The sequence below is a fragment of the Stutzerimonas sp. FeSN7 genome, from assembly GCF_030263795.1.
Classification (GTDB): Bacteria; Pseudomonadota; Gammaproteobacteria; order Pseudomonadales; family Pseudomonadaceae; genus Stutzerimonas; species Stutzerimonas stutzeri.
In genome coordinates this window covers 3,311,388-3,338,071 of record NZ_JARPMN010000001.1, presented here as the reverse complement: position 1 = coordinate 3,338,071, position 26,684 = coordinate 3,311,388, and the positions used below count along the sequence as shown (strand labels likewise).

Sequence of the window (26,684 nt, the reverse complement as noted above, 5' to 3'; positions counted from 1 at the left end):
ATCAGCCGGTGTGCCGAGCACCGCGCGCAGGCGCTCACGCGTGTCGGAGTTCGCGATCGGTGCAGCCGACGACGACACGCCGGCGTCAGGGCGGGCGTGCCGATGCAGTTTCATGGGGGTGTCTTTCGGCTCACCCCGGTCGTGGCCTGGTCGGTCACGAACCCAGCTCCAACACCCCGGACTTCTGCGTAGCCGCCATCCCCTGGGCGACGCGCTCGTAGATCCACCAGGCGGTCGCCGCGGATGAAGTCCTCGGGCTGCGGTTGACGCGGCGCGGAGGCCTGCAGCCGCTGCGCGAGCTGCTCGTCGCCCATGCGTTCGTCGTTCCAGAACACGCTGCCGTGGGTAGTGACGGACAGGTTCGCCACGTCGGGCTTGATCGGCTTCACTCCATTCAGACACAGATGCTAATAAGAACTATTATTGATTGTCCGTGGTTTTGTGTGATATGGCAACACCGATGGAATAACCCGGCCTTGCCTGGACACTCGCAGCCTCGCCAGCGACTGAAGGCCGGATGGCGGCAACTGGAAAGCCTCTGTGACCGGCATCGCCACCGGGAAGCACTCATGCGGTTCCCTACGGCCAGAGGAATGGACTCCACTTTCTGGGGGGGAAGTACATGAACTTACGCCATCTTCGCTGTTTCATCGCCGTGGCCGAGGAGTTGCACTTCGGCCGGGCGGCGCGAAGGCTGCATGTGGAGCAGTCACCCCTGTCGCGAACGATCCGCCAACTGGAGGCGGACTTGGGCGTGACGCTGCTGGAGCGCACGCCGCGCGGGGTGCGCCTGACCCCGGCCGGGCAGGTGTTCCTGGAGGAGGCCCGGCGCGTGCTGCTGACCCTTGAGCAAGCCCAGACCAAGGCGCGGGCGGTGGCGGCGGGACACCGGGGCACCCTGCGCATCGCCTTGGCCGGCGGCGTCGGGCGGACCCGGCTGTCGGCGCTGCTCGCGCTGTGCCGGGAGGAGGCGCCGGAAGTGGGCATCCGGCTGTTCGAGGCGCCGCTGTCGCAGGTGGTGGGCGGGCTGGGCAACGACCTGTACGACGCGGCCTTTGCGATGGCCGGCGAGATGGAGGCCGGGGTGGTCGCCATGCCGGTGTGGCAAGACCCGCTGGTGGTGGCCATACCCGCGCGGCACCCCTTGCTGGCGCACAAGCGGGTGCCGCTGGAAGAGGTGGTGGGCTACCCGCTGGTGCTGTGCCACCCGCAGGTGTGTGCGGAGTGCAGCCGGCAATGCGAGCGCCTGCTACGCCTGGTGGAGACACCGTCGGTCGTGGCCGAGTACGTGACAACCCACTCGCTGATGCTGGCCCTGGTGGCGGCCGGCTATGGCGTGGGATTTTCCACCGAGGCGCACGTGGTGGCATGCCGGCAGGCGGACGTGATCGTCCGGCCGCTGGATGAAGACTCGGCGGCGTTGACGACCTACCTGCTACATGCCGAGGGCGCGATGTCGGAGCCGCTGCGCCACTTCATCGACCGTGCGCAGCGTGTCGGCCATATGCCGTTGGATGCGCAACGGCTCGCATGAGGCTGCCTCAGGCAGGTTGACCGATTCCATTTTGGTCAAAGCGCCAGACCTGTTTTGCCACAGCAGGATTCCATTGCAGCGGTGCACGGGCGCGCTGCACTCAGGCGTTGCTCGCGCTTGCAGTTGGCATCCTGCGATGAAACTCGCATGCCCATCGTGACGCGTCACAGCGAAGACGCGCGGCGCAACAGTGCTTGCCGTATGCGCATCGGCTCTGGCGTGTTGAGCTGATCGCGCTTTACTGGGCCTTTTTCCCTGCAAAGACTTTGGCCTGGTTATCCGGGTCAAGCATGGCGCCCGCGAATGACGCTGGTGACAGCATGTTTCGCGGCTTGCGAATTGTGAGTGATGGCGCCCTGCGCGGCAAGGCGCACATCTCGCATCGGAACCGGCGGTATCACCGATGCCACGGTCTTCGCCGCTTCGCCACCTGCTCGTTTCGCCCGGAGATTCCTGGACAGCCACGCACGCCGCCTGTACGGCGGGTGCGCGTGCTTGGACTCGGTGCGATGACGAATGGAGGCGCGCGATATGCCGAAGTCGAGCAGCCTGGCCGATGGCGCCAAGACCTACTACCGCCCGATCGAGGCGGCAATCCGCTGGAGCGGATTGCTGCGCTTCGAGCGGCGCATCCTGGCGATCTTGGGACAGCGGCCTCTGCCGGAGGCAACGGAGTTTCCGCGCTGGCCGATGCTGCGGTTGAACGCCGAAAGAATCTTCGATGCGCTGGCTCACGGCGAGATGCCGTATGGCAAGGAGGGCTTAGTGCGGGACACGCAGGGCCTGGCAATGGACGACCCGTCGCTGACGGTGCGGCACGTTGATCTGAAAGCCTGGATGGCGCACTACTACCCCGGCGAGAAACCGGCGTTTCTGTTCGATGAGATCGAGCGTGCACTTCACCCGGCGATCAGCCTGGACACAGTGGGCGCATTGCTGGCCGAGCGGGAAGCGATCAAGGCGCGGCTGGCGGAACACTTGGGCGTGCACGAGACGCTGCGCGCCGAGCACGAGGCGCTGCTGAAAACGCACGCCGACTACACAGCCGACGCGGAGCGTGCGAACACACCTGGGCCACGTAGCGAATCGACCTACCTGAACATCGTTGGTGGGTTACTGACGCTGCTGCTGGGCAAGTCTCCCAGCGGCATGCCGTATTCCAGCTTCCTGACGCAGGAAGCCATCATCAGCGCGATGGTGGCGCACCACGGCAACGCGATGGGCATCACCGAGCGCACCCTGCAGGCCAAGTTCGCACTGGCTCGGCGCAATCTGCAGAGCACAACTTCCTGAGCGATGCCAGACCGTATCTGCGGTCGCGGATGCCGCATTTGCGGTGTCTTTCCTCAGCGCGGCGTTCTTAATGCGAGTCACGCCAATCAGCGCCACTGAGCGTTAAGGAGTGACCCTCATGTCTTCGCAGACCACCGCCACGGCGGCACCGACCGAGCACCGCATCCTGCGCCGCGCCGAGGTCGAAGCCAAGACCGGCTTCAAGCGCGCGCACATCTACAGCCTGATGAAGGAAGGCAAGTTCCCCAAGGCGCTGCGCTTGGGCGTGCGCGCGGTGGGCTGGGACTCGGTGGAGATCGAACAGTGGATCGCCGATCGCCTCAAAGAACGCGCCTGACGCTTCTTCTCGGTTCATGCCATTCGACGAGGAGAAGCTCATGCAGGTGGTGTCCATCATTTCGACCAAGGGCGGCGTGGGCAAGACCACGACGGCGGCCAACCTGGGCGGCTTCATCGCCGATGCCGGGCTGCGCGTGCTGCTGCTGGACCTGGACGTGCAGCCCACGCTGTCGAGCTACTTCACGCTGGACGTGCGCGCGCCCGCCGGCATCTACGAGATGCTGGCCTTCAACGAGCGGCGCATCGATCAACTGGTGTCGCGCACCGCGATCGCGGGCCTGGACCTGGTGCTCTCCAACGACGACCGCGGCGAACTGAACACGCTGCTGCTGCACGCTCCGGATGGGCGCCTGCGACTGCGCCATCTGCTTCCCGTCTTCCGCACGCACTACGACTTGCTGCTGATCGACACCCAGGGCGCGCGCAGCGTGCTGCTGGAGATGGCGGTGCTGGCGTCCGACCTGGCGCTGTCGCCGGTGACGCCGGAAATCCTCGCGGCGCGCGAGCTGCGGCGCGGCACGCTGCAACTGATCGAGGACATCGCGCCGTATCGCCACCTGGGCATCGAGCCGCCGCCGCTGCGCCTGCTCATCAACCGTGTGCATCCGGTGTCGTCGAACGCGCGGCTGGTCCAGCAGGCGCTGCGACAGGTGTTCCAAGAACAGGCCGGCGTGCAGGTGCTGGGCACCGACGTACCGGCCATCGAAGCCTATCCGCGCGCTGCGACACGAGGATTGCCGGTGCATCGGGTGGAGTACCGGCAGCCAGCGGGGCGCACGGCGCCCGCGGCGCTCGACACCATGCGCACGCTGGCCGGCGAGCTGTTCCCCGCGTGGCGGGAGCGCTTCGCGCTGGTCACCGGCCGGGCCGATGTGGGAGGGGCCGGCCATGGCGAGCGCGCATGAACTGGCGCGCGGCCGTGAACGGCTGCGCGCGCTGATCGAGTTCGCGCTGGGCGAAGGCTGGCGCGTGGTGCGCACGTCCGGCGGGCACCTGAAGTTCACGAAACCAGGCTGCGCGTCGATCTACACCAGCTCGACTGCGAGCGACCACCGTGCCGACCGCAATGCCCGCGCGCAGCTTCGCCGCGCCGACCGGCAGGCGCAGGAGAACGGCCGTGGCTGAGCTGTCGCCGCAGGACATGGCTGCCAAGCTGCTGGCCACCGGCTTCGAGCGCAGCGGCCCTTCGGCCGCGACCTTGAGTGACCCCATCGCCGACACGCCGATGGTGGTGACGCTGGACCAGTTGCGGCCCTACGACCACGACCCGCGCGTGACGCGCAACCCGGCCTATGCGGAGATCAAGGCGTCCATCCGCGAACGTGGGCTGGACGCGCCCCCCGCGATCACGCGCAGGCCGGGCGAAGCGCACTACATCATTCGCAACGGCGGCAACACGCGGCTGGCGATCCTGCGCGAGTTGTGGAGCGAGACCAAGGAGGAACGCTTCTTCCGCATTGCGTGCCTGTTCCGCCCGTGGCCGGCGCGCGGCGAAATCGTGGCGCTGACCGGGCATCTGGCCGAGAACGAGCTGCGCGGCGGGCTGACCTTCATCGAGCGGGCCTTGGGCATCGAGAAGGCCCGCGAGTTCTACGAGCAGGAAAGCGGCCAGGCGCTGTCGCAGAGCGAACTCGCGCGGCGGCTGACTGCCGACGGCTATCCGGTGCCGCAGTCGCACATCAGCCGCATGAACGATGCGGTGCGCTATCTGCTGCCGGCGATCCCGACGCTGCTGTACGGCGGATTGGGCCGGCATCAGGTGGACCGGCTCGCGGTGCTGCGCAAGGCGTGCGAGCGCACCTGGGAGCGGCGTGCGCTGGGCCGCACCGTGGCCGTGGACTTCGCCACCTTGTTTCAGGACGTGCTGACGCAGTTCGACACTCAGCCAGACGACTTCTCGCCGCAGCGGGTGCAGGACGAGCTCGTGGGCCAGATGGCCGAGCTGCTGGAGGCGGACTACGACACGCTGGCGCTGGAGATCAACGACAGCGAAAGCCGCCAGCGTGCGCTGACCAGCGAACCGGCAGCGCCGACGCCCCCGGCAGCACCTGTCTTGCCTGCTACACCGCCCTCGCCGGTCTCCGCGCCTCGGCAGCCACCCGCCTCGTCTGTGCCGCGCGACACCACGCCGGTCGCGCCTCCGGCGCCAGCAGCAACACCGCCTGCACCGCCCGGAGCGCCGGAGGAACAGTACGGGCAACGCGACGAGCGTCTGCAAGGGCACATCGTGACACCGGCACCGACCACCGAGCGCCTGCTGTCCATCCAACGGATGGTCGCGGACCAGCTCGGCGACAAGCTGCCCGACTTCGAGGTCGACGCGCTGCGTGCGATCCCCGTGCAGGCTGGCGGGCTCTATCCCATCTCGGACGTCTGGTATATCGAGCCGGGGCTGGACGCGCCGGATCGCCTGCGCGTGCACATCGCGCAGTTCGCGCGCGAGATTGCCGGGGACGCGGCGGTGGCCGACCACATCGAGGCCATCGACGGCGGCATCGGCTTCGTCTGCGTGGCGCCGGCCGTGGGCCAGGCGAAAGCGCTGCCGGCGTTCGCGCGGGCGGTGCTCACCCTGCTGCATGCGCTGAGTGCGGCGCCGCCTGCCGCGAACGGCTTGGACCGCGCGCGGCTGGCCGACGAGCTGGCGGCGCTGCTGCATGGCCACGGCGGCTCGGCCACACGCCTGAGCGATGCTGCGCTGGTGAAGCTGTTCCGTCTGCTGCGCCTGGCGCGCCGGCTGCTGGACCTGCAAGCCGGCGAAGCGGGCCAGGAATCCTGAGCGCAGGAGGCTCTCGCATGTCGGCACCGCACCCGCTCAACCAGGCCGTGATCGCCCAGGCCCTGCATGACCTGCGCAACGGCCAGTTGCGCCGCTGCAAGGCCATGGGCTTCGGCGAGGAGGAGCTGGATGCGCTGAAGCACCCTGAACTCGTGAGCATGCTGGTGAATGCCACGGTGTCATGGTGTTCGGTGTCGGTGAACCAGGAGGTGTTGAAGCGGCTGCTGAGCCAGCTGCACGACGTGGAGCGGGAGATCGCCACGGTGGACCGCATGCTGCGCCTGGGGGCGAGCACGGAGATGGTCAGCAAGTTCTACGGCCTCACGCATCAGGAAGTGGCGCTGCGCCGCGACATCCTCGGGCTGCCCAAGCGCAAGGGCCGGCATCCGGTACTCGACGAGGCGCAGGACGTGGCCTTGTGGGAGCGCTGGAAGGCCGGCGTCACCGAGCGCCATATCGCCCTGACCGACGACATGGCGATGCTGGCGCTGACCATGGACCTGGCCGAGGCCATGACCCTGCCCATGTCGGTGATCTGGTCGGCGATACGGAACTGGATCGACCAGGGGCTGGTGTAGCCATGACCACGGGCAGCGCACCACGGCGCGATGGCCCGGTTGCGCTGTCGGCGTTGTTCGACGAGGCGCTGCGGCACCTTGAGCCGAAGGAACCGGCGCAGGGCACGGCGCCGAGCCAGGACTGCTTTCTCTACAGCGGCAACCGGCACGAGAGCGTCCCGCGCGCGCTGTTCCTCGACCGGCGCCTGACGCCGCTGGAGCGCAATGCCTGGCAGGTGTTCCGCCTGCAGCTCAACGACGACGGCGTGACCGCCTTTCCTACCTACGACCAGCTCCGCCCCTATCTGGCGTCCATGCCCTGTGCGTCGCAAGCCTCGCACGAGACCGTGGCGCGCGCCTTGACGCTGCTGCGGCTGACACGCTGGCTCAGCCTGGTGCGGCGGCGGCGCGATCCCAGGACCGGCCGTATCCAAGGCAACCTCTACGTGCTGCACGACGAACCGCTGTCGCCCTTCGAGGCGATGCAGCTCGACCCGGACTACCTGGGCTTGGTCAGTCAGGCGCTCACGCACGCGGCGAAGGCGGTGCAGGTCGTGGGCATGAACACGCTGCGGGAGATCGCCGAAGACCCGCTGCTCAGCGGGCGCACGCTGCCGACCCGCCTGCAAGTGCTGGCGCAGCGCATGGCGCGGCATGGCTGGACGACGCCAGGTTATCCACAGGAGGGTGCGGACCACGAATCCGAAGAAGGCCAGGAAGCCCTTCTTCGGAATGCTGCGCGCCCGTCTTCGGAATCCGAAGCAGGGCCGAAACCCGCGCCGGACGGCTCTCTTCGGATTCCGAAGCAGGACCGTACAGTACGTAATGATCGTATAAATGAAGTACGTACAGTACCGCGCGCGAGGGCCTTGCAGAACCTGCGGCTGCCAGACCGCTTCCAGCGTTTGAAGCACGAGCAGCAGTCCGGCGCGCTGGTGGCCTTGCGGCAGGTGGACGAAGCCCTGCGGCAGGCGGTGCTGGACGAATGGGAGGCGCGCTGCTGCAACAGCTCGGTGCGCAACCCGGCTGGCTACCTGTTCGGCATCATCCAGAAGGCGATCCGTGGGGAGTTCAAGGCCTGGGCGGGCGACAGCGCCACGGTGCCGCCTGCTTCCCGTCCACCCGCACCGGCACCGGCGCCATCGGCACCGCCGGTATCCCCCGAAGTGGCGCGCGCCCACCTGGCGCGGTTGCGGGCGGCCCTGCGCGACCCGTGACCGGCCGAGCTATCCCCTGGGGATAGCTGGGACAGGGAGCCTTCCGGCGGGTCAATCCGGCTACACCCTTGCCAAGGTCTCAATTGAGATACAAAGTAGGGGCTAATGCATAACAGGAGAAGCAACGATGGCCGCACAGACTTCGATGCTGCACATCCGCGTGGACGATAAGCTCAAGGCCGATGCAGCCGAGAAACTCGCCGGGGTCGGCCTCACCGTTTCGGACGCCGTGCGCATCCTGCTGACCCGTGTGGTCAAGGAAGGCGCACTGCCGGCTGGCCTCACGGCCGACCCGGAGGCCTACGATGCCTGGTTCCGGGCGAAGGTCCAGGAGGCGCTGGCCGACACACGGCCGCCGGTGCCGCACCAGCAGGTCATGGATGAGGCGCAGGCCCTGATCGACAGGAAGCGGCGTGCGCGTACTTGAGTGGCGGGAAGCTGCCCGCGCCGACCTGCTGGCGATTGTTGACTACATCTCGGACGACAACCCCGATGCCGCGCAGCGGTTGAAGGACGACATCGAGGCCAAGGCCGCGAAGCTGCCGGAGCGCCCGAAGCTCTACCGGCCTGGCCGCGTGGCCGGCACGCGGGAGATGGTCGTGCGTGCGAACTACGTGGTGGTCTACATGGAGGACACCCGCGCGGTGTCCATCCTGCGCGTGTTGCACGCCGCGCAGCAGTGGCCGCCGGCACGGGAGTGAAGGAGGTTTTCCTCACTGGAGATTCACCATGAATACCAAGGAGCCTGAAGCAGCCAAACTCAAGGCGCTGCAGGAAGCAGCTTGCATGGGCTGGGCCGACATCGCCGCCGGCCGCCATGCCGATGTTGCCGACGGCCAACTCGAAGGTTTCATTGCACAGTTGGGACAGCAGGCGGCGCTTGCCGTCGCTACCCGCCGCGAGGCTATCCCCAGGGGATAGCTGGGACAGCCAGCCTTCCCGCCACCGACAAACCGGGCGCACGCCGATTGCGGTTTGTTGACTGACGGCCTTCCGGGCGGTGCCGATGCTGGCGACTCGTTCCGTTAATGCGAGTCGTCACCCATGGCCAATGAACCCCTGCAACTGAATCTCGGGTCGCTGCGCAGCGCGATGTCGCTGACGCTGCACACGCACCACGCTTCGCGCATCTGGCACGGCCGTGCGCCGACCGAGGGGCGCCCCGGCATCATCGGTCTCAACGGCTTCATCGGCGCCATGAACAAGATGAAGCGCGGCGCCGAGCAGGACGACCCGTACTCGGACTGGTGGATGTTGCGGATCGAGGACAAACTCGCCGACACCAAGACCCGTCTGCAGACCCTGCGCGAACAGGTGGATCAGGCCCTGGCCGACGTGCCCCCGGCGCTGTCGCTGGGCGAGAACATGAACGTGCAGCCGGTGAAGCTGCCGCTGTTCGTGAACGCCCAGCTCGGCTTCATGGCGGTGTATCTGCTGGCCGACTACGACGACCTGGCACGCAAACTCATCCTGGCGCACCACACGGCGCTGATCGACCGCAGCACCTTGGAGCGCTGGCTCAATGATGGTGCGCACGCGCTGCGCAGCCTGTTCTCGCTGGCCCAGCAGTACCGCTACTCGGGCACGACGCGCGACGACTTCGCGGCGAAGAACGCGGCGGCGCGAGCGGCGCTGGAGAAGTTCGGCGAGTTGCCGCAGGACGTGCTGGAAGGCACGCGCCGCTCGCGCTTCGCGCCACCCATCGCGCGGCGGACGACCAAGCCCGGCACGCCGCCTGCTGCGCCTGCCATCGTGCCCGATGCGCAGGCTTCCACGGGTGGCGCAGCCGATGGTGCGGCGGGCGATGAGGGTGTTGGCGCATGACAGCATCGCCCCCTATCAGCCACTCCACGCGCTTCGTGGCGCTGGAACAGGCGGACTTCCAGCGGCTGGAACACGCAGGCTACCTAAAAGGCCTTTTACAGCCTTTTAAGGGTAAGGGGAGTCTGGAGACCTGGGCCAGCCAGTGCGCAGCGCTGCGCGACGACGTGATTGGCCTGGCGCAGCGGCGCGTGCTGCCCCAGGCGCGCGCCTATCCATTCAGTCTGCTCGACGTGCAACTGGCCCAGCAGGCCACTGGCGCAGGGACGACCTTCCTGCGCTGGCGCAACCTCGACCGTTCCTCCATGGGCGTGGCGTTGTGGGAGGCCCTGCTGGCCAACCCCGCGACGCCGGCCTCGCTGATCGACGAGCTGTACGCGATCGAACTGCAGCGCATCGTGCTGAACATGCAGATCAGTCTGACCCACAGCATCGCTCGCCAAGCCCTGGAATGCGCCAACAAGGCCGCGCAGGCCGAAGCGGCTTACCTGCGGCGCGTCCACGGGCATACCGCGTCCGTTCCACCCACCACCAAGGAGTCACCATGAGCACGCACTTCGTCGGCGAGGGCAACATCGGTTCTGCGCCGGACTACCGCGAATTTCCGAACGGCAACGACGAGCCACGCCGGCTGCTTCGCCTGAACGTCTACTTCGACAACCCGATCCCGAAGAAGGACGGCGAGTACGAAGATCGCGGCGGCTTCTGGGCGCCCGTGGAGCTGTGGCACCGCGACGCCGAGCACTGGAAGACGCTGTACCAGAAAGGTATGCGGGTGCTGGTCGAGGGCCGCACCGTGCGCGACGAATGGGAGGACGCCGACGAGAACGAGCGCGTGACGTTCAAGGTCGAGGCGCGGCGCGTGGGCATCCTGCCGTACCGCATCGAGTCGGTGGCGCTCAGCGCCAAGCCGGCCGGCGGACAGTAATTCGCCCATCGCCGTTCCCCCGAGGGCGGCTGTAGCAACCGTCATACGCCCGCGATGCACCAGCGAGCTATCCCCAGGGGATAGCTCCAAGGTCGTCCACGGAGTTCCAGCCGCCCTCCCGAAACGACGCTCTTGCTGTGCCAGCTCCTACGATCTATGCACACCGCTGCGGCAACGAACCGCCTGCCAATCACAAAGCGGTGTCTGCATCAATCGACTTCCTTGCTGCCGGCATCTCCTGGCCCCGCCAAGCTGACGCCCATCCGATGAACCGCACATTTCCAAGGAGGCTTCATGCGCGTGTTCCTGTGCGAGAAGCCGTCCCAGGGCAAGGACATCGCCCGTGTGCTGGGTGCCGGTCAACGCGGCAACGGCTGCTACAGCGGCGCGGGTGTCGTTGTGACCTGGTGCATCGGTCATCTGGTGGAGGCGGTTCCGCCCGAAGGCTACGGCGAGCAATACAAGCGCTGGGCCATCGAGCAACTGCCCATTCTTCCTGAGCGTTGGCGTGTCGAGCCCAAGGCGGCGACCGCGGCGCAATTCAAGGTCGTGCAGCAGCTCGTCGCCAAGGCGGGCGAGCTGGTGATAGCGACCGACGCCGACCGCGAGGGCGAGATGATCGCCCGCGAGATCATCGACCTGTGCGGCTACCACGGGCCGATTCAGCGCCTGTGGCTGTCGGCGCTCAACGATGCGTCGATCCGCAAGGCGCTGGGTGCGCTCAAGCCGTCCGCCGAGACGCTGCCGCTGTACTACTCGGCCCTGGCCCGCTCGCGTGCCGACTGGCTGATCGGCATGAACCTGAGCCGGCTGTTTACGCTTCTAGGTCGGCAGGCCGGCTACACCGGCGTGCTGTCGGTGGGGCGCGTGCAGACGCCGACGCTGAAGTTGGTCGTGGATCGTGATCGCGAGATCGCGCGCTTCGTCTCTGTGCCGTATTGGGCCGTGGACGTGCTGCTATCCCATGCCGGCCGGTCCTTCACCGCGAGCTGGATACCGCCCGAAGGCAGCACCGATGCAGCGGGTCGCTGCCTTCAGCAGCCGGTGGCGCAGCAGGCTGCGGATTGCATTCGCGCCGCACGCGATGCGCAGGTCGTGTCGGTGGACACCGAGCGCGTGCGCGAGGCACCGCCGCTGCCGTTCGACCTGGGCACGCTGCAGGAGGTGTGCTCCAAGCAGTTGGGCCTCGACGTGCAGGAGACGCTGGACATCGCGCAGGCGCTGTACGAGACGCACAAGGCGACGACCTATCCGCGCAGCGACTCGGGATACCTGCCCGAAAGCATGCTCGCGGAAGTGCCGGCGGTGCTCGATGCACTGCTAGCCACCGATCCCAGCCTGCGGCCCTTGATCGGCCAGCTCGACCGCAACCAGCGTTCGCGCGCCTGGAACGACGGCAAGGTGACGGCTCACCACGGCATCATCCCGACGCTGGAGCCCGCCAACCTGTCGGCCATGAACGAGAAGGAACTGGCCGTCTACCGGCTGATCCGCGCTCATTACCTCGCGCAGTTCCTCCCGCACCATGAGTTCGACCGGACGGTAGCGCAGTTCTCGTGCGGCAGTCAGTCGCTGGCGGCCGTGGGCAAGCAGATCGCCGTCACCGGCTGGCGCGAGGTGCTGGCGACGCCGGGGCCGGACGATGCCGACGGCGAGGATGCGCAGCGCAGCCAGGTGCTGCCGGCGCTGCATGCGGGCCTGTCCTGCCCGGTCGGCAAGGTGGATCTCAAGGCGCTGAAGACGCTGCCGCCCAAGCCCTACACGCAGGGCGAGCTGATCAAGGCCATGAAGACCGTCGCCAAGTTCGTGACCGACCCGCGGCTGAAACAGAAGCTGCGAGATACCACAGGCATCGGCACCGAGGCGACACGCGCCAACATCATCAACGGTCTGATCGGTCGCGGCTACCTGGTCAAGAAAGGTCGCGCCGTCCGCGCTTCCGACGCGGCATTCACGCTCATCGACGCGGTGCCCTCGGCCATCGCCGACCCCGGCACCACGGCGGTGTGGGAGCAGGCGCTGGACATGATCGAGGCCGGCCAGATGGCGCTGGACACCTTCATCGAGAAGCAGTCCGTGTGGGTCGGCCAGCTCGTGCAGCAGTACCGCGGCGCAACGCTCTCGCTCAAGCTGCCGCCGGCGCCGGCCTGCCCGCAGTGCGGCGCACCGATGCAGCAGCGCACGGGCAAGAGCGGCTCGTTCTGGTCCTGTTCGCGCTACCCGGACTGCAAGGGCACGTTGCCGATCGAGTCCCCGACGGGCCGGCGCAGCGCACCGCGCAAGCGGCGCGCTGCCTCCAAGGCGTCCTGATCCTCGCTTCCCCCTGCCGCGCCGGCCACTTCACTGGCGGCGAGGCAAACGTCCCGCACCGCGCGGGACTCCAAAGCGCGCGTCTCCTTCTGCAACGGTGTGCGCGCCCCGTCTGCCCGCCGTCGGGCGACGGGGCGAGAAGGTCATTGCTCCACGAATCGCGCCCGCCGCCATTCCCTTGATCGGTGTGCCTTGCCTCGGTCACGAGGGGCTTCCTGACGCCTTGCCGCCGCGCGAGCCGTGAGGAGGCCCCTTGGGCCGAGGGTATTCCGTGCCGGTGCCCGCCGGCGAAACATCGGGCTCCCTTTGTGTGTGGATGCACGCCAGAGGTTTCCGGCCCCAGCCACGAAACGGGCCGGGTGCGATTGCTGACGCAGCGAACGGCTTTGACGACGGCCTGCGCTGACGCAGCCCACAGGTGGTTTTCCTTTCTCTTCAGCCGAAGGCCCGTGTGGCCTTCGGCGCCCTGGTCTTTGCCTTGTCCCGTGACGCCGGCCATTGCCCTAAAGCGGGCCGTCCGCGATTCGGTTTTCCCTGCGACGGCAGCCATGCTTCGCGCCCATCCTCACGCCATGCGTTGCTGACAGTCGTCAGCGGCATGCCCTGGCAGTCTCGGTCTTCAAGACTGCAACGCGGTTCGCCGCGTTGACCGAACCAGTCCGCTTCGCATCGCCCATCGCGGACGCTCGCCGGCCTGGCGACGATGCACTTTTCTCAACCACCCGAGGGGAACCCCATCCCCTGCGGGATGCGTGCTCCCCGACCCACCAAGGAGCACGGCATGTCTGAACCTTCCGCATCTTCCTCTGCAACCGCAGTGCGCAGTGGTGCGCTGGCGCTGACCTGGACCGGCAAGCGTTTGCCGCTACAGGTGCTGCGCAGCGCGGCCGGCCACTACATCGGCACACAAGACGACGAAGGACCGGTATCGCGGGAGTCCGTCGAGTATTTCCCGACCCACCTCGCAGCACAGCGCGCCCTGGATACCCATGCCTGGACACAGCGCGCTCACCCCTGATTCCCACCCTTCAAGGAGTTCTCTCATGAATCTGTCTTTACCCGAAGACGTGCTCGATCAGATGGCGCTGGAACAGGCGCACTTCGACGCTGCACCGCAGGCCTTCTTCGAGGCCTGGAAGCGCGGCGCGCAGATCGCCGGCCACGAGTGGTTCGGCGACGGCACACGCGAAGGTCTGCAGCGTGCCACCACCAAGTGGGACCTGCGGCCCAACATGCTGATGCTCAACGACGCCCTGGGCGTGCTGAGCAGCGGTCAACGCATGTTCCTGTCCGCGATGGTGAGCTTCTACAACTCCCGCGAGGGCGGCGCGATGCTCAAGCGTTGCGGCTTCGAGGGGCTGTCCGACTTCGGCGGCCTCGATCTGGAACGGCGCCAGGTCATCGCTGACCTCACGCTGCACTACAACGGCTGGTGAGCCGCGCCTGGCAACCCACCGTCCATTCATCCCACCCCACGAGGGACATGCGTCCCCGTTCGGGGCCATGTCCCTCCTTCTTTTCGCAGGAGCGGCCATGTCCCGAATCACCATCTTCCACTGACCTGCACCGCCCGCCACCAGGGCGGCCCGACGCCGCGGCCGGCTGACCGGCTGCCACTTCATCCACTCGCTGGGGTTCAATCCCCGGCAGGGGATTGCCTCGGCCATCCTCTGCTGGAGGAATCCCATGTCCCATTCCAACAATCCCTTCGCCCGCGGCTACGATGGCCTGTCCGTGCAGCGGCTGTTGGCGATTTCCTACGACGACGACTGCCCGCTGAGCTACCTGCCGCTGCACGTCTCGCAGTCGCACCTGCCGGACAGCCAGGTCGAGCGCCATGCCTGCGTCTTCTGCGACGACTTCGCGCTGATCACCGAGGGCCAGAACGTGCCGCCCGAGCTGGACGCGCAGTGCCCCAGCCACGGTATCGCCCGAAACCTCGTCTACGCCGTCATGGCCGAAGAAGCCGGCCAGCCGCTGCACGTCGGCGATACCTACTCCGAGGAAGCCGCGCGCGAGGTGGTACGCCGCCTGCGCTTCGAGACCGGGTTCTACAGCCGTGCCTGGGAAATCAGTTCGGCGCACATCACCGAGGAGGCCGGTCGCTTCCTCGCCGAACTGGCGGACATCGCCACGCCGAGCGGTTTTCTGTTCGTGGCCTTCCGCATTCCCTACAGCCCGGCGGTCGGCGTGAAGCTGGTCGCCACGCCCTGGACGGATGCGAACCTGCAGCATGTCGAGGGCATCACCGCCGAAGAGCTGCGGCAGGAGCACCGGGCCAAGGGCGTGCCGGAGTCCCTCGTGGAAGTGTTGCACCTGGCTGCGCTCGCCGACGTTCGCATGTTGGTGTTCGATGCCGACGCGCCCGTGCTGGACGGGCTGACGCTCTACGACGACGAGTAACCCGCAACCCATTCGAGCCCCCACGTCGGGGCTCTTCTTTTTCGCGGAACGCGGTGCCGGCGCATTGCCGATTCCCAACGGACGGTCGCCGCCATGTGCCGCACGCTGGCCGCATGTTCGCTGGCGTTGCCGGCAGCATGCCCAGGCAGTCGAGACCTTCGAGACTGTGGCGCGGTTCGCCGTGCTGGTTGCTTCGTTCTCCGGGCGCCCCCGCGTCCATCCACCTCACCCTCAAGGGATCGACCTCCCTTGAGGGAGGGAGCCCCTTGGTTGCCACAAGGAGTCTCCCCATGGATACCCAAGCCATCCGCGCACAGATGCCGACGCTCGTCGTCGGTCATGTGCCTTCCAACGTCCGTTCGTTCAAGTTCAACATCTTCGACGGCCAGCCCAAGGTTTCGACGCTGGGCTTTCACATCGACCCGAAGCCTTTCGAGGGCAAGGTCATCGCCACCACCGACGAGGCCATCGTCGTCAAGACGGGACGAGCCGAGTTCGCGGTGCTCGATCGCACGCTCGTGACCGAAGTGCCCGACGAGGGCGCCAAGGTGCAGGTCGAACCCTATGTCAGACGCCGCTTCGACGGTCAGCGGGCGGACACGCCCGAGGAGCAGACCGAGTTCACCGCCGACGGCCAGCCCTACACGGTGAAGCGGTTCGTGCTCGGGTCCGCACCGGCGAAGCTGCCGATCCCCGAGCCGCGCTGCCCCGAGCTGCAGGAACTGATCGTCCAACTGGAGCAGTTGCCCGCTCCCGACGGTTTCCGGCGCGTCACCCACCTGTTGGTGGATGCCGGTGCGCGGGACATCACCTGGGTCGATCCGCTGCCCGCCGACATCATCCGCACGCCACCGGCCATCGGCTTCACCGTCGACACGATGAAGTTTCAGGGTCGCGTCACCGTGCTGTATGAGCGTGGCCTCGACCTCTACGCGGTGGAGCTGCACCGCGACGGCGAGCTGGTCGAACGGGTCGATGAGGTGTTCTTCGACACCCTCGGCGAGACGCTGGAACGGCTGATTGACGACGGGAGCTGGAGACGCATCCGCGTGCAGTGCCTGTCGAGTCGCAAGGCTGTCCGGCACTGACCTCTCAGCAGCTTCCCGCCCTCGCGGCGGGAAGCCTCTTTTCCTGCCCCCTGGAGATCACACCCATGACTGTTCGATTCAAAGGCACGGAGCTGCGGCCCGTGCTCGCCGAAGCGGTGGCGAATCAATGCCGCGTCATCCTGGTCAAGGATCAGGGCGTGTACTTCCTGGCCGAGTGCGGCGAGCGCCGACCCGATGGTCGCCAGAAGACCATCGCCTATGCCGCCGGCTGCAACCCGGATGTCGATGCCTTCGATGACTGGTGGGAGCTGGCGCGCGCCGAGTTCGGTGGCGACGACTTCGGCGAGTTCTTCGATCCGCAGGAGGGCGTGTTTGCGCGCATCCTGCGCAGCGAGGACGACCTCGACGTGTCCGCCACCGCGACACACCTGTCGCTGCAGGCGGTTCCTCCCACGCCCAGCGGCAACTGACCGCCCATCCCTGGCCCCCGCTCCGGGGGCCTCTTTCTTCTCGGCAATGCGGACAGCCGCGAGTGCCGATTGCCGCTCGCCTGCGCGCCGTCCCGGCGCCACGCTTCCGGCCATGTTCCGCTGACGTCCGTCAGCGACATGCCCAGGCAGCCACGATCTTCAAGGCTGCGACGCGGTTCCGACCGCGTTGATCACCCGAGTTCGCACCGGCATCCATGCGCGAACGGCCATCGGTTCTCGATGGCGATGCCACCAAGCTGTTCCATCAACCCACGCGGGGGTTCCACACCTTCCCCGCCTTGGGTCGGGTGTGTCTCCGCCTCATTGTTCCCAGGAGATTCACCATGACCACTTCCAACGAAAAGTCCTACTTCGATCTGCACATCACCGGCCTCGGGTACCTCAATCGCATCCGCGAAGTGAAGCCCAAGAAAGGCGATGCGTTCCTGGCCTGCGACATCGCGGCTCTGAACGGTCCCAGCGATGACGTCTCGTATGTGCGTTTCGACACGCGCGTATCGGGATCGGAAGCGCAGCACCTGGTGCGCCGCTGCATTCAGGCGGTCGACGCCGAGAAGAAGGTGATGATCGGCTTCCGCATGGGCGACCTGTGGACCGACACCTTCACCTACTCCAAGGGCAAGCGTGCCGGCGAGCAGGGTGTGAGCCTCAAGGCCCGCCTGCTGTTCGTCAGTTGGATCAAGGTCGACGGCAAGCTCGTCTACAAGGCCGAGCCCAAGCCGACCGAGACCGACGAGCGGGACCCGGAAGTCCCTGTGACGTCCGACGCGACCGCTGCGCAGCAAGCCTCGGCACCGGAGCCTTCCAAGCCCGTCGCCGATGCTGCCGACGACGCAGCCGATGCCCCCGCATTGGCAGTTGCCGAGTCGTTCTGATCCGCAAGGCCCCATCCCCGGGGCCTTGTCTTCTCTTCGTCCGCAGGAGACCTTCATGATCACCATCCCCGGCCAACTGGCCATCAAGACCATCCACGGCAGGAACGGCGACTTCAACGTCGGCCGCCTGGCGACCTCGATCGGCGAGTTCGTCGTGAAGAACGCCGAACTCGATCAGTACCGCGAGGGCAAGTACGACGGTGATTTCGTCATCGTCGAGATTCGTCCCTCCACGTACAACGCCAACGGCCGCATGGTCATCGAGATCCGCGCCCATCTGGGCGGGATGACACTGTCCAACATCGACGCCCTGAGCCGCGACGAAGCCCGCCGGCTGAGTCCGCAGGAAGTCGATCCAATCGACGAGGAAGCGCAGGCGCCCGCGCCGGCAACGCCCCCGGCCAAGCCGAAGGCGAAGCCGCGCAGTCCGCGCGATCCCCTGGTCGATACCACGCCGTTCGGCAGCGAACCGGCTCCCGTGTCCGCTGCGGCCTCGGCCGAGGCAGACGACGCGGCGCTGTTCGGTGCCTTGTGGCCCCTGGGCGAGACCGTAAAGCTCGATGCGACCGTGGATCGTCGTGTGCTGCGTCAGCAGCGCGACCGTCTCGACAAGCTGGGCTACGAGTTCGCTCCGCTGTCCCAGGACTGGCACCTCCAAGCTGCCTGATCCATCCGCCGCCTTGCGCGGCATTCCGCCACCCGCCGGGGTTCTCCCCCGACGGGGAGGGCTCCGGCCTTTTCTTCAAGGAGACCCTCATGGGCTGGACCTTCGTTCGTCAGACGCGCGATCAGTTGATCCGCGAGCTGCTCGCTCCGCAGGCGTCCGAACGCGCTTGCTGCGAAGTCATCGACCACACGCTGGACGGCGACGTTCTGTGGACCGTGGTTCGCGTCACCGCCAGGCAGGCGGGCGTCATGGGCCTCGTGGCCGGTGAGTCCGTCTGCTACATCGGCTGCCATCTGCTGGAAAGCTCGGGCGGCGATTGGGGCTACAAGTCCCTCGATGAGTCCGTGCATCCGTACTACTACTCGTGCCCGCTGCGCTATCTCGACATGGCGCCGGTGCAAAGCCCCGAGTGGCGCGAGCGGGTTCACCGCTTCCACGCGGGGCGCGCTGTCTAGCGGCACGCATCTTCCTTCACCCAACCGGGGCGAGCACGGCCCCGCGGGCTGTGGTTGCTCCTTCATTTCCAAGAGGACATCACCATGCCTGCACCTTCTTCCGCGAAACCGCTGTACCGCATCGACGAATGCCCCGACCTCATGGCCGACGGTTGCGTCGGTGACGAGCAGGGCAATCTCGTCTTTCTCTCGATCTGGGCGCGCGACACCGCCGTTCAGGAGTTCCTCGCCCGCCTGACCCTCGGCCGGGATGAACAGGGACTGGATCAGTTCCACGTCATCACCGAGCAGGGCGCTTCCATCCCGGTCTTCGTCGGCAACGTCGAGAACCTGGAAAAGCGCATCACCCGCGCCTATCGGCGAACGCTGTTCGGTTCGCTGACGAATGTGTGGCTGTTCGATCGTCGCTGCGTGAAGCCAGACAAGGCCAACGCCGGCGCGCTGGCGCTGCTGCCCAGGGATTCCGCTCACCGGCTCGACCGGCTGTGGACGCTGGTGCAGGACACCTGCCCGCTGCCACTGCTCGACCACTGGCGCGACACCGTGCTGGAGCTGTTGCAGACACGGCGGATGCTGACCGGTCTTCCCTTGGCCCTCGGGCCGCTGGAAGGCCATCGGCTGGCCCTCGATGTCCCGGCGCTGACGAAGGCGTTGGGCGAGCTGATCCGCAACGGCACCCTCGGCGCCACGCAGTACGAACTGGCCGCGAACGCACCGCTTCGGCGTGTGGCGTGAGCCATCCCCACGGGCATGCGCGCCGCGCGTGCCCGCCTTCCCTCATCCATCACCAGGAGAAATCCATGGCACTCATGTTTCCGCGCCTGGCGCGCAATTTCATCCGTAACGGCTACTTCCCCACCGACGAGCCGACGCTGGAGCGGGCCTTGTCCGCACTGGCGCCGTCTCCCGGCGCCATGTCCATCCTCGATCCCTGCGCCGGCGAAGGCGTGGCGATTGCCGAAGCCGCCCACGCCCTCGGGCGCGAGCAGGTCCAGGCCTTCGTCGTCGAGTACGACGCCGAGCGTGCCCGCCACGCACGGCAACTGGTCGATCGCTGCATCCACGGTGACCTGATGGACACGCTGATCTCGCGCCAGTCATTCGGGCTGCTGTGGCTGAACCCGCCGTATGGCGACCTGAGCAAGGACGTGAACGGCAACATCGGCTATCAAGGCCAGGGCCGTGCGCGGCTGGAAAAGCTGTTCTATCAGCGCGCGCTGCCGCTGCTGCAGTACGGTGGCGTGCTGATCTTCATCGTGCCGTCCTACGTGCTCGACGCCGAGCTGGTCGGATGGCTGACGCGCCACTTCGCCGACCTGCGCATCTACCGTGCGGTGGAAACGCAGTTCAAGCAGGTGGTGATCTTCGGTCGCAGGATTCGTCAGCGCGACCAGGCATCGGATTCGGTCAAGGCCACCCGCGGTCTGCTGCTGCAGATTGGACAGGGTGACGCCGAAGCCGAGGAACTGCCGCTCGAATGGCCGTTCCTGCCGTACACCGTCCCTGCCAGCCCGGCCGAGCCGGAGCACTTCTATCGCGTGACGATGGAGCCCGAGCAGTTCGCCGATGAAGTCGGCCGGCTGCAAGGACTCTGGCCGGCGCTCGATACGCACCTGGGGGCCGCGCAGCAGTCGCTGCGTCCGCCCGCGCGGGCCTTGTCGCACTGGCATCTCGCCCTGGCTCTGGCCGCAGGCGCGATCTCTGGCGTAGTGAAGTCCAAGAGCGGGCGCGTGCTCGTCGTCAAAGGTGATACCCACAAGGAGAAGACCCTCCAGACGGAATACACCGAACGCGACGACGGCTCCGTGGCCGAGACGCGCATCCTCACCGACAAGTTCGTGCCGGTCATTCGTGCATGGGACTTGACGCTGGGCTCGCCTACGTGGGGCGAAGTGCTGACCATCCGCTGATCGCTGTTCCCTGACGGTTCGCCGTCGCTTTCATCCACCCACCGGGGTCACGTTGCCCCGATGGGGTGCCGTGGCCCCTTCTTCCAGAAGGAGAAACCACCATGGCACTCGCAGTCCTCAACCTCGCGTCACAAGCACGCTTTTCGCCAGGGCAGGTGGTCATGACCGCCGGCGTCGACGAGCTGGTCCGACAGGGCCGGCTCAACCCCTCGCCGTACCTGCGCCGCCATCTTCATGGCGATTGGGGCGACCTGGACGACAGCGATCGACGGCAGAACGACGCCGCGCTGAAGTCCGGTGAGGATCGTCTGTTCTCGTCCTACCAGGTCACGCGCGACCTGAAGCTCTGGATCATCACCGAATGGGATCGCAGCGTCACCACACTGCTGTTGCCCAGCGAATACTGATCCGCATCCAGCGGCCTCGCGCCGCTTCTTTCTTCCCGCCCAGGGGCATGTCACCGCCCCGTGGGGGAGGTGCATGCCCCATTGCTTTGGAGCATCACCATGTCCCTCGATCTCGAAACCGTTCCCGAAACCGCTGTGCAGGGCGACCTGCTCGAAGCGGCCGCTTCACCCCTCACGCTCAGCCTGCAGGACTTCGTGTCCGAGTTCGGCGACGAGCTGCTCGACTCGCTCAACCGCGCCAATCCTCCGGTCTACACCGGCCAGGTGCGGGGGCATCGGCAACTGATCCTCGCCACGCTCAAGCGCAAGCTGTTCCCGGCGCAAGCCGATGTGGTCCATGCCGTCACCGAGCTGTTGGTCGATCGTGGCGAACGCGCCGCGATCGTCAATGGCGAGATGGGTTGCGGCAAGACGACCGTCGGCATCGCCACGGCCGCCGTGCTCAACGCCGAGGGCTACCGCCGCACCCTGGTGCTCTCGCCACCCCACTTGGTCTACAAGTGGCGGCGCGAAATCCAGGAGACGGTGGCCGGTGCCAAGGTCTGGGTGCTCAATGGCCCGGACACGCTGGTCAAGCTGCTGAAACTGCGCGAGCAGTTGGGCGTGCCGGCCCAGGGCCAGGAGTTCTACGTCCTGGGCCGCGTGCGGATGCGGATGGGGTTCCACTGGAAGCCTGTCTTCGTTCGGCGGCGCACGCCTCACGGCGACGTGGGGGCCTGCCCGGATTGCGGGCATGTCATCACCGACCTCGACGGCGAGCCGATCAACCCGGTCGCGCTCGAAGCCGAGGAGTCCCGCCGCAAGTGCAGCCACTGCCGTGCACCGCTGTGGTCGTTGATCCGTCCCAGAGGCCTGTCCGCCAGCGACCAGTCCTCGACCGTGCTCAAGGCACTGAAGCGCATTCCAACCATTGGCGAAGTCACCGCGCAGAAGCTGATGCAGAAGTTCGGTGACGCCTTCCTCGCGTCGATGCTCGGGGACAACATCCACGAGTTCATCAACCTGATGGATGGCAACGGCGAGCTGGTCTTCTCGGACCGGCAAGCCCACCGGATGGAACGCGCGATGGCCAACATGGAGTTCGGCTTCGGCGAGGGCGGCTACCAGCCGTCCGAGTTCATCAAGAGGCAGCTTCCCCAAGGCACGTTCGACCTGCTCATCGCCGACGAGGCGCACGAGTACAAGAACGGCGGCTCCGCACAGGGCCAGGCCATGGGGGTGTTGGCGGCCAAGGCGCGCAAGACGCTGCTGCTCACCGGCACACTGATGGGCGGCTACGGCGACGACCTGTTCCACCTGCTGTTCCGAGCCCTTCCGGGGCGGATGATCGAAGACGGCTACCGGCCGACGAAGAGCGGCAGCATGACGTCCGCCGCGATGGCGTTCATGCGCGATCACGGCGTGCTCAAGGACATCTATTCCGAGAGCACCGGCACGGCGCACAAGACGGCCAAGGGCACCAAGGTATCGGTGCGCACGGTCAAGGCGCCGGGCTTCGGTCCCAAGGGCGTACTGCGTTGCGTCCTGCCGTTCACGGTCTTCCTCAAGTTGAAGGACATCGGCGGGAATGTGCTGCCGCCCTACGACGAGGAGTTCCGCGAAGTCGCGATGGACACGGCGCAAGCCGCGGCCTACCGCGATCTGGCGGGTCGGCTGACCCAGGAGCTGAAGCAGGCCCTGGCGAAGCGCGACACGACGCTGCTCGGTGTAGTCCTCAACGTGCTGCTGGCCTGGCCGGACTGCTGCTTCCGGTCGGAAACCGTGGTGCATCCGCGCACGCGCAACACCTTGGCGTTCGTACCGGCTCAGTTCAACGAGCTGGAGGTGATGCCCAAGGAGCGCGAGCTGATCGAGATCTGCAAGCAAGAGAAGGCGGAAGGTCGCAAGACCCTGGTCTATTCGGTCTACACCGGCACGCGCGATACCACGTCGCGTTTGAAGGTGCTGCTGGAGCAGGAAGGCTTTAAGGTTGCGGTACTGCGCGCGAGCGTGGATGCCTCCCGCCGCGAGGACTGGATCGCCGAGCAGTTGGACCGTGGCATCGACGTGCTCATCACCAATCCCGAGCTGGTGAAAACCGGCCTGGACCTGCTGGAGTTCCCGACCATCGTGTTCCTCCAGTCCGGCTACAACGTGTATTCGTTGCAGCAGGCCGCCCGGCGCTCATGGCGCATCGGCCAGAAGCAGCCGGTGCGCGTGATCTACCTGGGCTACGCCAACTCCTCGCAGATGACCTGCCTGGGGTTGATGGCCAAGAAGATCATGGTGTCGCAGAGCACGTCGGGAGACGTACCCGAGTCGGGCCTGGATGTTCTGAACCAGGATGGTGATTCCGTCGAGGTCGCCCTGGCCCGACAGCTTGTCACGGTCTGATCCATGTGCCCATGCCGGTGGCCCCTCGGGGTCGCCGGCTTCTTTCCACGGCCCTTCGGGGCCGTTTTTCTTGGGCGTATGGCAGTCCATGGCGCCGCCCCGCCATGTATTCGGGCGGGCGCCAGTGCGTTTTGTTTGCTGCCCGCAGGCCAAGCGGCGGCGATGGTGAGCGCTCCGTGTTCCAGGGAAGCGCCCTCCATGCAACCATCCATCCGCGCTGTTCACCGCCTGGCCCTCGTCACTGGCTTGCTGGCCGGCAGCCTGTTGGCCGCCGGCTGCGCCACGACCGCTGCGCCGTCTGCGCCAGCGGTGCCGGCCGCATCGCCAACCGCCGTCGCGCCGGAGCCGGGTTTTGTTCCGGTGGCCCGCTACGGCCGCTACACCCTGGTCGAGCTGGTGCCGGAACCTGCGCAGCGTGATCTCTTGCAGCAGGCGGTGGAGGTCTCGATTCCGCCCATGCTCGATGCCAGCGTGGGCGATGCCATGCGCCATGTGTTGCTGCGCTCGGGCTACCGGCTCTGCGATGCGGCCGAGGCCGCTACGCTCTACGCGCTGCCGCTGCCTGCCGCGCACCTGCGCCTAGGCCCGCTGATGCTGCGCGATGCCTTGCTGACCCTTGCCGGCCCCGCCTGGGAGCTGTCGGTCGATGACTTGACCCGCCAGGTCTGCTTCAGCCGGCACGGTGCTCCCACCTTCCTTTCCGCCAACCCGCCCGGCACCGCCACGCCCGCGCCGGACGCCGACCGGCCCGAGGAGATGCAGCCATGACCTTTCCCCAGGCGCCATCCGAGCGCAATTCCCGCACGCGCTGGCTCAAGATCGCCGCGGCCTTCTGGCTGCTGCTCATCAGTGCCGTGGCACTCATCAACAGCGTCGGCTTGTCGCGGCTCGCCGAACAGACCCAGAGCACTGCACAGGATGCGCAGGTCAAGGCGCTGGGCCTGCGCGTGGCCGATCTCGAACACCAGGCCAATGCGGACAAGCGCCGGCCGGTGCCGATCAGCCAGGCCGAATTCGCCAACGCGCGGCAGGCGCTGGACGAACGGATGACGCGCCTCGAAGAGGCCGATGAGGCGAGGGCCTTGGCCGTCGACCTGCAGACGCTGCTGGCGCGCGTGAACGCAATCGAAACCCGCCTGGAGAAAACCCGGCAGGTGGCATCCGCCGCTCGCCCGCGCACTCCGGTTGCGACGAAGCCCAAGGTGCCGGAGCCGCCGTTCCGGGTGCTCGGCGTGGAGCTGCGGGGAGGCGAGCGCTTTCTGTCGATCACCTCCACCGCCGCGGCCTCGCTCGCGGGCGCCCGGCTGCTGCGCGAGGGCGACGCCGAGGGCGGCTGGCAACTGCAGTCCATCGAGGCGCAGGCGGGCGTGTTCCAGGTGAACGGCCAGACGCAGCGCGTTGCGGTGCCGTAGGAGGTCGCCATGAACCTGCGGCCGTTGCTCGCTGCCGTCGTCCTGTTCGCCACTTTCGGCGCATCCGCCCAACCGGCCCCGGTGACGAACTCGCGCATGGTGCCCGCTCAAGTGCAGCCGGGCGCTGATGCCGCGCTCGACGAGAGGCAGGCGCGGGAGTGGGGGCTTCGCTCCGAGGAGTGGGCGCGTTACCGGCAACTGATGCAGGGGCCGCTCGGGGTCTATTCGCCCCAGCTCGATCCGCTCACGACGCTGGGCATCGAGGCCCGCAGCGAGGAGGAGCGCAGGCGCTACGCCGAGCTGCAGGTGCAGGCCGAGGCCCGGCGCGTCGGCAAGACGCTGGCCTACCAGCGGGCCTACGACGCGGCGTGGCAGCGCCTGTTTCCCGGCCAGCCGCGCGTGAGCCTGCCCGGCGCCAAGGCGCAGGGTGCCGGCAACACCGGCTCCGGGCGCCTGGCGGTCTTCGTCAAGGCCGACTGCGCACCGTGCGCGCAGCGCGTGCAGCAGTTGCAGGCGGCCGGCACAGCCTTCGATCTCTACATGGTCGGCAGCCGTCAGGACGACGCGCGCATCCGGCAGTGGGCCACCCAGGCGGGCATCGACCCGGCCAGGGTGCGCGCCCGCACCATCACGCTCAACCACGATGCGGGGCGCTGGCTGTCGCTCGGCCTGCCCGGCGATCTGCCGGCCGTGGTGCGCGAGGTGAACGGCCAATGGCAGCGGCAATAGGTGCTCCGGGCCGGGAGCGTCGGCCGTCCCGCGTCGCCATCCGCTGCGCCAGCGCCGTGCTGCTGCTCACCAGCGGCGGCTGGGCGTTGGCCGCCCTGGCGCGGGAAGTGCCGCCGCCGGCCTATCAACTGGCGGCGCATCGTGCAGACGTGCCGGCGGCGGTGCTGTACGCGGTGGCCTTGCAGGAGAGCGGCGCCATGCTGCGCGGGCGCCTGATCCCCTGGCCGTGGACGCTCAACGTCGCCGGCTCGCCACAGCGCTATGCCACCCGCGCCGAGGTCTGCGCGGGGCTGCACCGTGCGCTCGCCTACACGCCGGCCAATCGCATCGACGCCGGCCTCGGCCAGGTCAATCTCGGCTACCACGCGCATCGCTACACGCAGCCCTGCGAGCTGCTGGACCCGTACCGCAACCTCGCCATCGCTGCGGAAATCCTGCGCGAACAGCACACGCCGGGCGAGGACTGGCTGCTTGCCATCGGCCGCTACCACCGGCCCGCCGGCGGGGCACCCGCGGCGCGATACCGGCGCAGTGTGCATCGGCACCTGACCCGCGTACTCGACCCCGGCGTTCCCGTTCCAACTCTCCAGGCCACCACGCCATGAACCACACCGTCCTCATCGCCGCCATCGGGCTGCTGTCCACGACCACCATCTTCGCCCAGACCGTCTCCGGGCCGCTGATCGTCGTCGAAGACCGCGGCGGCGACTCCGCGCTGCCGTACTACCAGTCGCTGAATCCTCAGCCGGATCAGGCCACGCCGCCGGCCCCGATGCCGACCCCTCGCGCGGGCAACACGGCCGACGCCGAAGCCGCCATGCTGCCGGTTCGCTCGACGCAACTGTCGCCGGGCGAGGTGCAGCGCCGCGTCATCCGGGCGCCGGGCCTGACGGCGCTGTTCCTGATCGGCGACGACGAGCGTTCGCGCGCCTGGCTGCGGCAGCGGCAGGCGGCGCTGCGAGAGCTGCAGGCCGTGGGCCTGGTGGTCAACGTGGAGTCGATGGCTGCGCTGACGGCGCTGCGCAGGCTGGCGCCCGGCCTGATCCTGTCGCCGGCCTCCGGCGATGACCTGGCCCAGCGCCTGGGCCTGCGCCACTACCCGGTGCTCATCACGGCCACCGGTGTCGAGCAGTAGGTG

33 protein-coding genes are annotated in these 26,684 nt (G+C 67.4%); 32 read left to right on the top strand and 1 reads right to left on the bottom strand.

Going from position 1 to position 26,684, the window contains the following annotated elements; translation table 11 throughout:
- Positions 1 to 110: 110 nt before the first annotated feature.
- Entirely contained in the window at positions 111 to 389 is a 279-nt protein-coding gene (locus P5703_RS15825; RefSeq protein ID WP_025297715.1) for an ExbD/TolR family protein, read from the bottom strand.
- A 233-nt stretch (positions 390 to 622) separates the two neighbouring features.
- Between P5703_RS15825 and P5703_RS15820 the strand changes: the two genes are divergently transcribed.
- From P5703_RS15820 to P5703_RS15665, 32 genes are all read left to right on the top strand, one after another.
- Positions 623 to 1,534, top strand: coding sequence for a LysR family transcriptional regulator (locus P5703_RS15820; protein ID WP_280059661.1), 912 nt, complete (start codon positions 623 to 625; stop codon positions 1,532 to 1,534).
- A 531-nt stretch (positions 1,535 to 2,065) separates the two neighbouring features.
- Positions 2,066 to 2,827 carry an ATP-binding protein gene (locus tag P5703_RS15815; RefSeq protein ID WP_280059660.1) on the top strand — a complete coding sequence of 254 codons (762 nt, stop codon included), beginning with the start codon at positions 2,066 to 2,068 and terminating at the stop codon, positions 2,825 to 2,827.
- Positions 2,828 to 2,945: 118 nt separating this feature from the next.
- Positions 2,946 to 3,164 (top strand): AlpA family transcriptional regulator, encoded by a 219-nt coding sequence (locus P5703_RS15810; protein ID WP_016446183.1) that lies wholly within the window; start codon positions 2,946 to 2,948, stop codon positions 3,162 to 3,164.
- Positions 3,165 to 3,204: 40 nt separating this feature from the next.
- Positions 3,205 to 4,071: a ParA family protein gene (locus tag P5703_RS15805; RefSeq protein WP_031275994.1), complete on the top strand. Its 867-nt coding sequence runs from the start codon at positions 3,205 to 3,207 to the stop codon at positions 4,069 to 4,071.
- The gene (locus tag P5703_RS15800) at positions 4,055 to 4,291 is read left to right on the top strand and encodes a type II toxin-antitoxin system HicA family toxin (RefSeq protein WP_013982111.1); all 237 of its coding nucleotides are present in this window, start codon (positions 4,055 to 4,057) and stop codon (positions 4,289 to 4,291) included. Before P5703_RS15805 ends, P5703_RS15800 begins: the two co-directional genes overlap by 17 nt.
- A complete protein-coding gene (locus P5703_RS15795) occupies positions 4,284 to 5,942 on the top strand; it encodes a ParB family protein (protein ID WP_262243890.1) in 1,659 nt (552 codons plus the stop codon). Before P5703_RS15800 ends, P5703_RS15795 begins: the two co-directional genes overlap by 8 nt.
- Before the next feature lie 17 nt (positions 5,943 to 5,959).
- Positions 5,960 to 6,520 carry a DUF2857 domain-containing protein gene (locus tag P5703_RS15790; RefSeq protein WP_280059658.1) on the top strand — a complete coding sequence of 187 codons (561 nt, stop codon included), beginning with the start codon at positions 5,960 to 5,962 and terminating at the stop codon, positions 6,518 to 6,520.
- Positions 6,521 to 6,522: 2 nt separating this feature from the next.
- Positions 6,523 to 7,716 (top strand): STY4528 family pathogenicity island replication protein, encoded by a 1,194-nt coding sequence (locus P5703_RS15785; RefSeq protein ID WP_017244810.1) that lies wholly within the window; start codon positions 6,523 to 6,525, stop codon positions 7,714 to 7,716.
- Positions 7,717 to 7,843: 127 nt separating this feature from the next.
- A complete protein-coding gene (gene relB, locus P5703_RS15780; RefSeq protein WP_009618210.1) occupies positions 7,844 to 8,143 on the top strand; it encodes a type II toxin-antitoxin system RelB family antitoxin in 300 nt (99 codons plus the stop codon).
- Positions 8,130 to 8,417 (top strand): type II toxin-antitoxin system RelE/ParE family toxin, encoded by a 288-nt coding sequence (locus P5703_RS15775; RefSeq protein ID WP_009618209.1) that lies wholly within the window; start codon positions 8,130 to 8,132, stop codon positions 8,415 to 8,417. Before relB ends, P5703_RS15775 begins: the two co-directional genes overlap by 14 nt.
- Before the next feature lie 28 nt (positions 8,418 to 8,445).
- A complete protein-coding gene (locus P5703_RS15770) occupies positions 8,446 to 8,637 on the top strand; it encodes a hypothetical protein (RefSeq protein WP_011805449.1) in 192 nt (63 codons plus the stop codon).
- Positions 8,638 to 8,760: 123 nt separating this feature from the next.
- Positions 8,761 to 9,540 carry a PFL_4669 family integrating conjugative element protein gene (locus P5703_RS15765; RefSeq protein WP_280059657.1) on the top strand — a complete coding sequence of 260 codons (780 nt, stop codon included), beginning with the start codon at positions 8,761 to 8,763 and terminating at the stop codon, positions 9,538 to 9,540.
- Positions 9,537 to 10,085 carry a DUF3158 family protein gene (locus P5703_RS15760; protein ID WP_004362273.1) on the top strand — a complete coding sequence of 183 codons (549 nt, stop codon included), beginning with the start codon at positions 9,537 to 9,539 and terminating at the stop codon, positions 10,083 to 10,085. The genes P5703_RS15765 and P5703_RS15760 overlap by 4 nt, the downstream gene beginning before the upstream one ends.
- The gene (locus tag P5703_RS15755) at positions 10,082 to 10,465 is read left to right on the top strand and encodes a single-stranded DNA-binding protein (RefSeq protein ID WP_004362284.1); all 384 of its coding nucleotides are present in this window, start codon (positions 10,082 to 10,084) and stop codon (positions 10,463 to 10,465) included. The genes P5703_RS15760 and P5703_RS15755 overlap by 4 nt, the downstream gene beginning before the upstream one ends.
- Positions 10,466 to 10,759: 294 nt before the next feature.
- Positions 10,760 to 12,775 (top strand): DNA topoisomerase III, encoded by a 2,016-nt coding sequence (locus tag P5703_RS15750; protein ID WP_280059656.1) that lies wholly within the window; start codon positions 10,760 to 10,762, stop codon positions 12,773 to 12,775.
- A gap of 781 nt (positions 12,776 to 13,556) precedes the next feature.
- Positions 13,557 to 13,793 carry a hypothetical protein gene (locus tag P5703_RS15745; protein WP_016446173.1) on the top strand — a complete coding sequence of 79 codons (237 nt, stop codon included), beginning with the start codon at positions 13,557 to 13,559 and terminating at the stop codon, positions 13,791 to 13,793.
- A 25-nt stretch (positions 13,794 to 13,818) separates the two neighbouring features.
- On the top strand, positions 13,819 to 14,211 hold the full coding sequence (locus tag P5703_RS15740; RefSeq protein WP_003141051.1) for a hypothetical protein: 393 nt from the start codon (positions 13,819 to 13,821) through the stop codon (positions 14,209 to 14,211).
- 250 nt (positions 14,212 to 14,461) lie between these two features.
- The gene (locus P5703_RS15735; RefSeq protein ID WP_016851998.1) at positions 14,462 to 15,178 is read left to right on the top strand and encodes a DUF5983 family protein; all 717 of its coding nucleotides are present in this window, start codon (positions 14,462 to 14,464) and stop codon (positions 15,176 to 15,178) included.
- 290 nt (positions 15,179 to 15,468) lie between these two features.
- Positions 15,469 to 16,266, top strand: coding sequence for a GTPase (locus P5703_RS15730; RefSeq protein WP_285588001.1), 798 nt, complete (start codon positions 15,469 to 15,471; stop codon positions 16,264 to 16,266).
- Between the two features lie 65 nt (positions 16,267 to 16,331).
- Positions 16,332 to 16,697 (top strand): DUF3085 domain-containing protein, encoded by a 366-nt coding sequence (locus tag P5703_RS15725; protein WP_029578154.1) that lies wholly within the window; start codon positions 16,332 to 16,334, stop codon positions 16,695 to 16,697.
- A 344-nt stretch (positions 16,698 to 17,041) separates the two neighbouring features.
- Complete coding sequence (locus P5703_RS15720; protein WP_285587996.1) at positions 17,042 to 17,593, top strand: STY4534 family ICE replication protein; 552 nt, start codon at positions 17,042 to 17,044, stop codon at positions 17,591 to 17,593.
- A gap of 55 nt (positions 17,594 to 17,648) precedes the next feature.
- Positions 17,649 to 18,260, top strand: coding sequence for a DUF3275 family protein (locus P5703_RS15715; protein WP_010792165.1), 612 nt, complete (start codon positions 17,649 to 17,651; stop codon positions 18,258 to 18,260).
- 89 nt (positions 18,261 to 18,349) lie between these two features.
- The gene (locus P5703_RS15710; RefSeq protein WP_096861898.1) at positions 18,350 to 18,715 is read left to right on the top strand and encodes a hypothetical protein; all 366 of its coding nucleotides are present in this window, start codon (positions 18,350 to 18,352) and stop codon (positions 18,713 to 18,715) included.
- An 84-nt stretch (positions 18,716 to 18,799) separates the two neighbouring features.
- Positions 18,800 to 19,450 carry a hypothetical protein gene (locus P5703_RS15705; protein ID WP_023094215.1) on the top strand — a complete coding sequence of 217 codons (651 nt, stop codon included), beginning with the start codon at positions 18,800 to 18,802 and terminating at the stop codon, positions 19,448 to 19,450.
- A gap of 65 nt (positions 19,451 to 19,515) precedes the next feature.
- A complete protein-coding gene (locus P5703_RS15700) occupies positions 19,516 to 20,625 on the top strand; it encodes a DUF6094 domain-containing protein (RefSeq protein ID WP_280059654.1) in 1,110 nt (369 codons plus the stop codon).
- A 101-nt stretch (positions 20,626 to 20,726) separates the two neighbouring features.
- Entirely contained in the window at positions 20,727 to 21,032 is a 306-nt protein-coding gene (locus P5703_RS15695) for a hypothetical protein (protein ID WP_023124349.1), read from the top strand.
- Between the two features lie 99 nt (positions 21,033 to 21,131).
- Positions 21,132 to 23,405, top strand: a complete 2,274-nt coding sequence (locus tag P5703_RS15690) for a helicase-related protein (protein WP_285587994.1) — start codon at positions 21,132 to 21,134, stop codon at positions 23,403 to 23,405.
- 198 nt (positions 23,406 to 23,603) lie between these two features.
- Positions 23,604 to 24,173 carry a PFGI-1 class ICE element type IV pilus protein PilL2 gene (gene pilL2, locus P5703_RS15685; RefSeq protein ID WP_280059652.1) on the top strand — a complete coding sequence of 190 codons (570 nt, stop codon included), beginning with the start codon at positions 23,604 to 23,606 and terminating at the stop codon, positions 24,171 to 24,173.
- A complete protein-coding gene (locus P5703_RS15680) occupies positions 24,170 to 24,817 on the top strand; it encodes a hypothetical protein (protein WP_280059651.1) in 648 nt (215 codons plus the stop codon). Before pilL2 ends, P5703_RS15680 begins: the two co-directional genes overlap by 4 nt.
- Before the next feature lie 9 nt (positions 24,818 to 24,826).
- Entirely contained in the window at positions 24,827 to 25,546 is a 720-nt protein-coding gene (locus P5703_RS15675) for a TIGR03759 family integrating conjugative element protein (protein ID WP_227264501.1), read from the top strand.
- Positions 25,531 to 26,151 carry a lysozyme family protein gene (locus P5703_RS15670; RefSeq protein WP_280059650.1) on the top strand — a complete coding sequence of 207 codons (621 nt, stop codon included), beginning with the start codon at positions 25,531 to 25,533 and terminating at the stop codon, positions 26,149 to 26,151. The genes P5703_RS15675 and P5703_RS15670 overlap by 16 nt, the downstream gene beginning before the upstream one ends.
- Positions 26,148 to 26,681, top strand: a complete 534-nt coding sequence (locus P5703_RS15665) for an integrating conjugative element protein (RefSeq protein WP_003141015.1) — start codon at positions 26,148 to 26,150, stop codon at positions 26,679 to 26,681. The genes P5703_RS15670 and P5703_RS15665 overlap by 4 nt, the downstream gene beginning before the upstream one ends.
- Positions 26,682 to 26,684 lie beyond the last annotated feature (3 nt).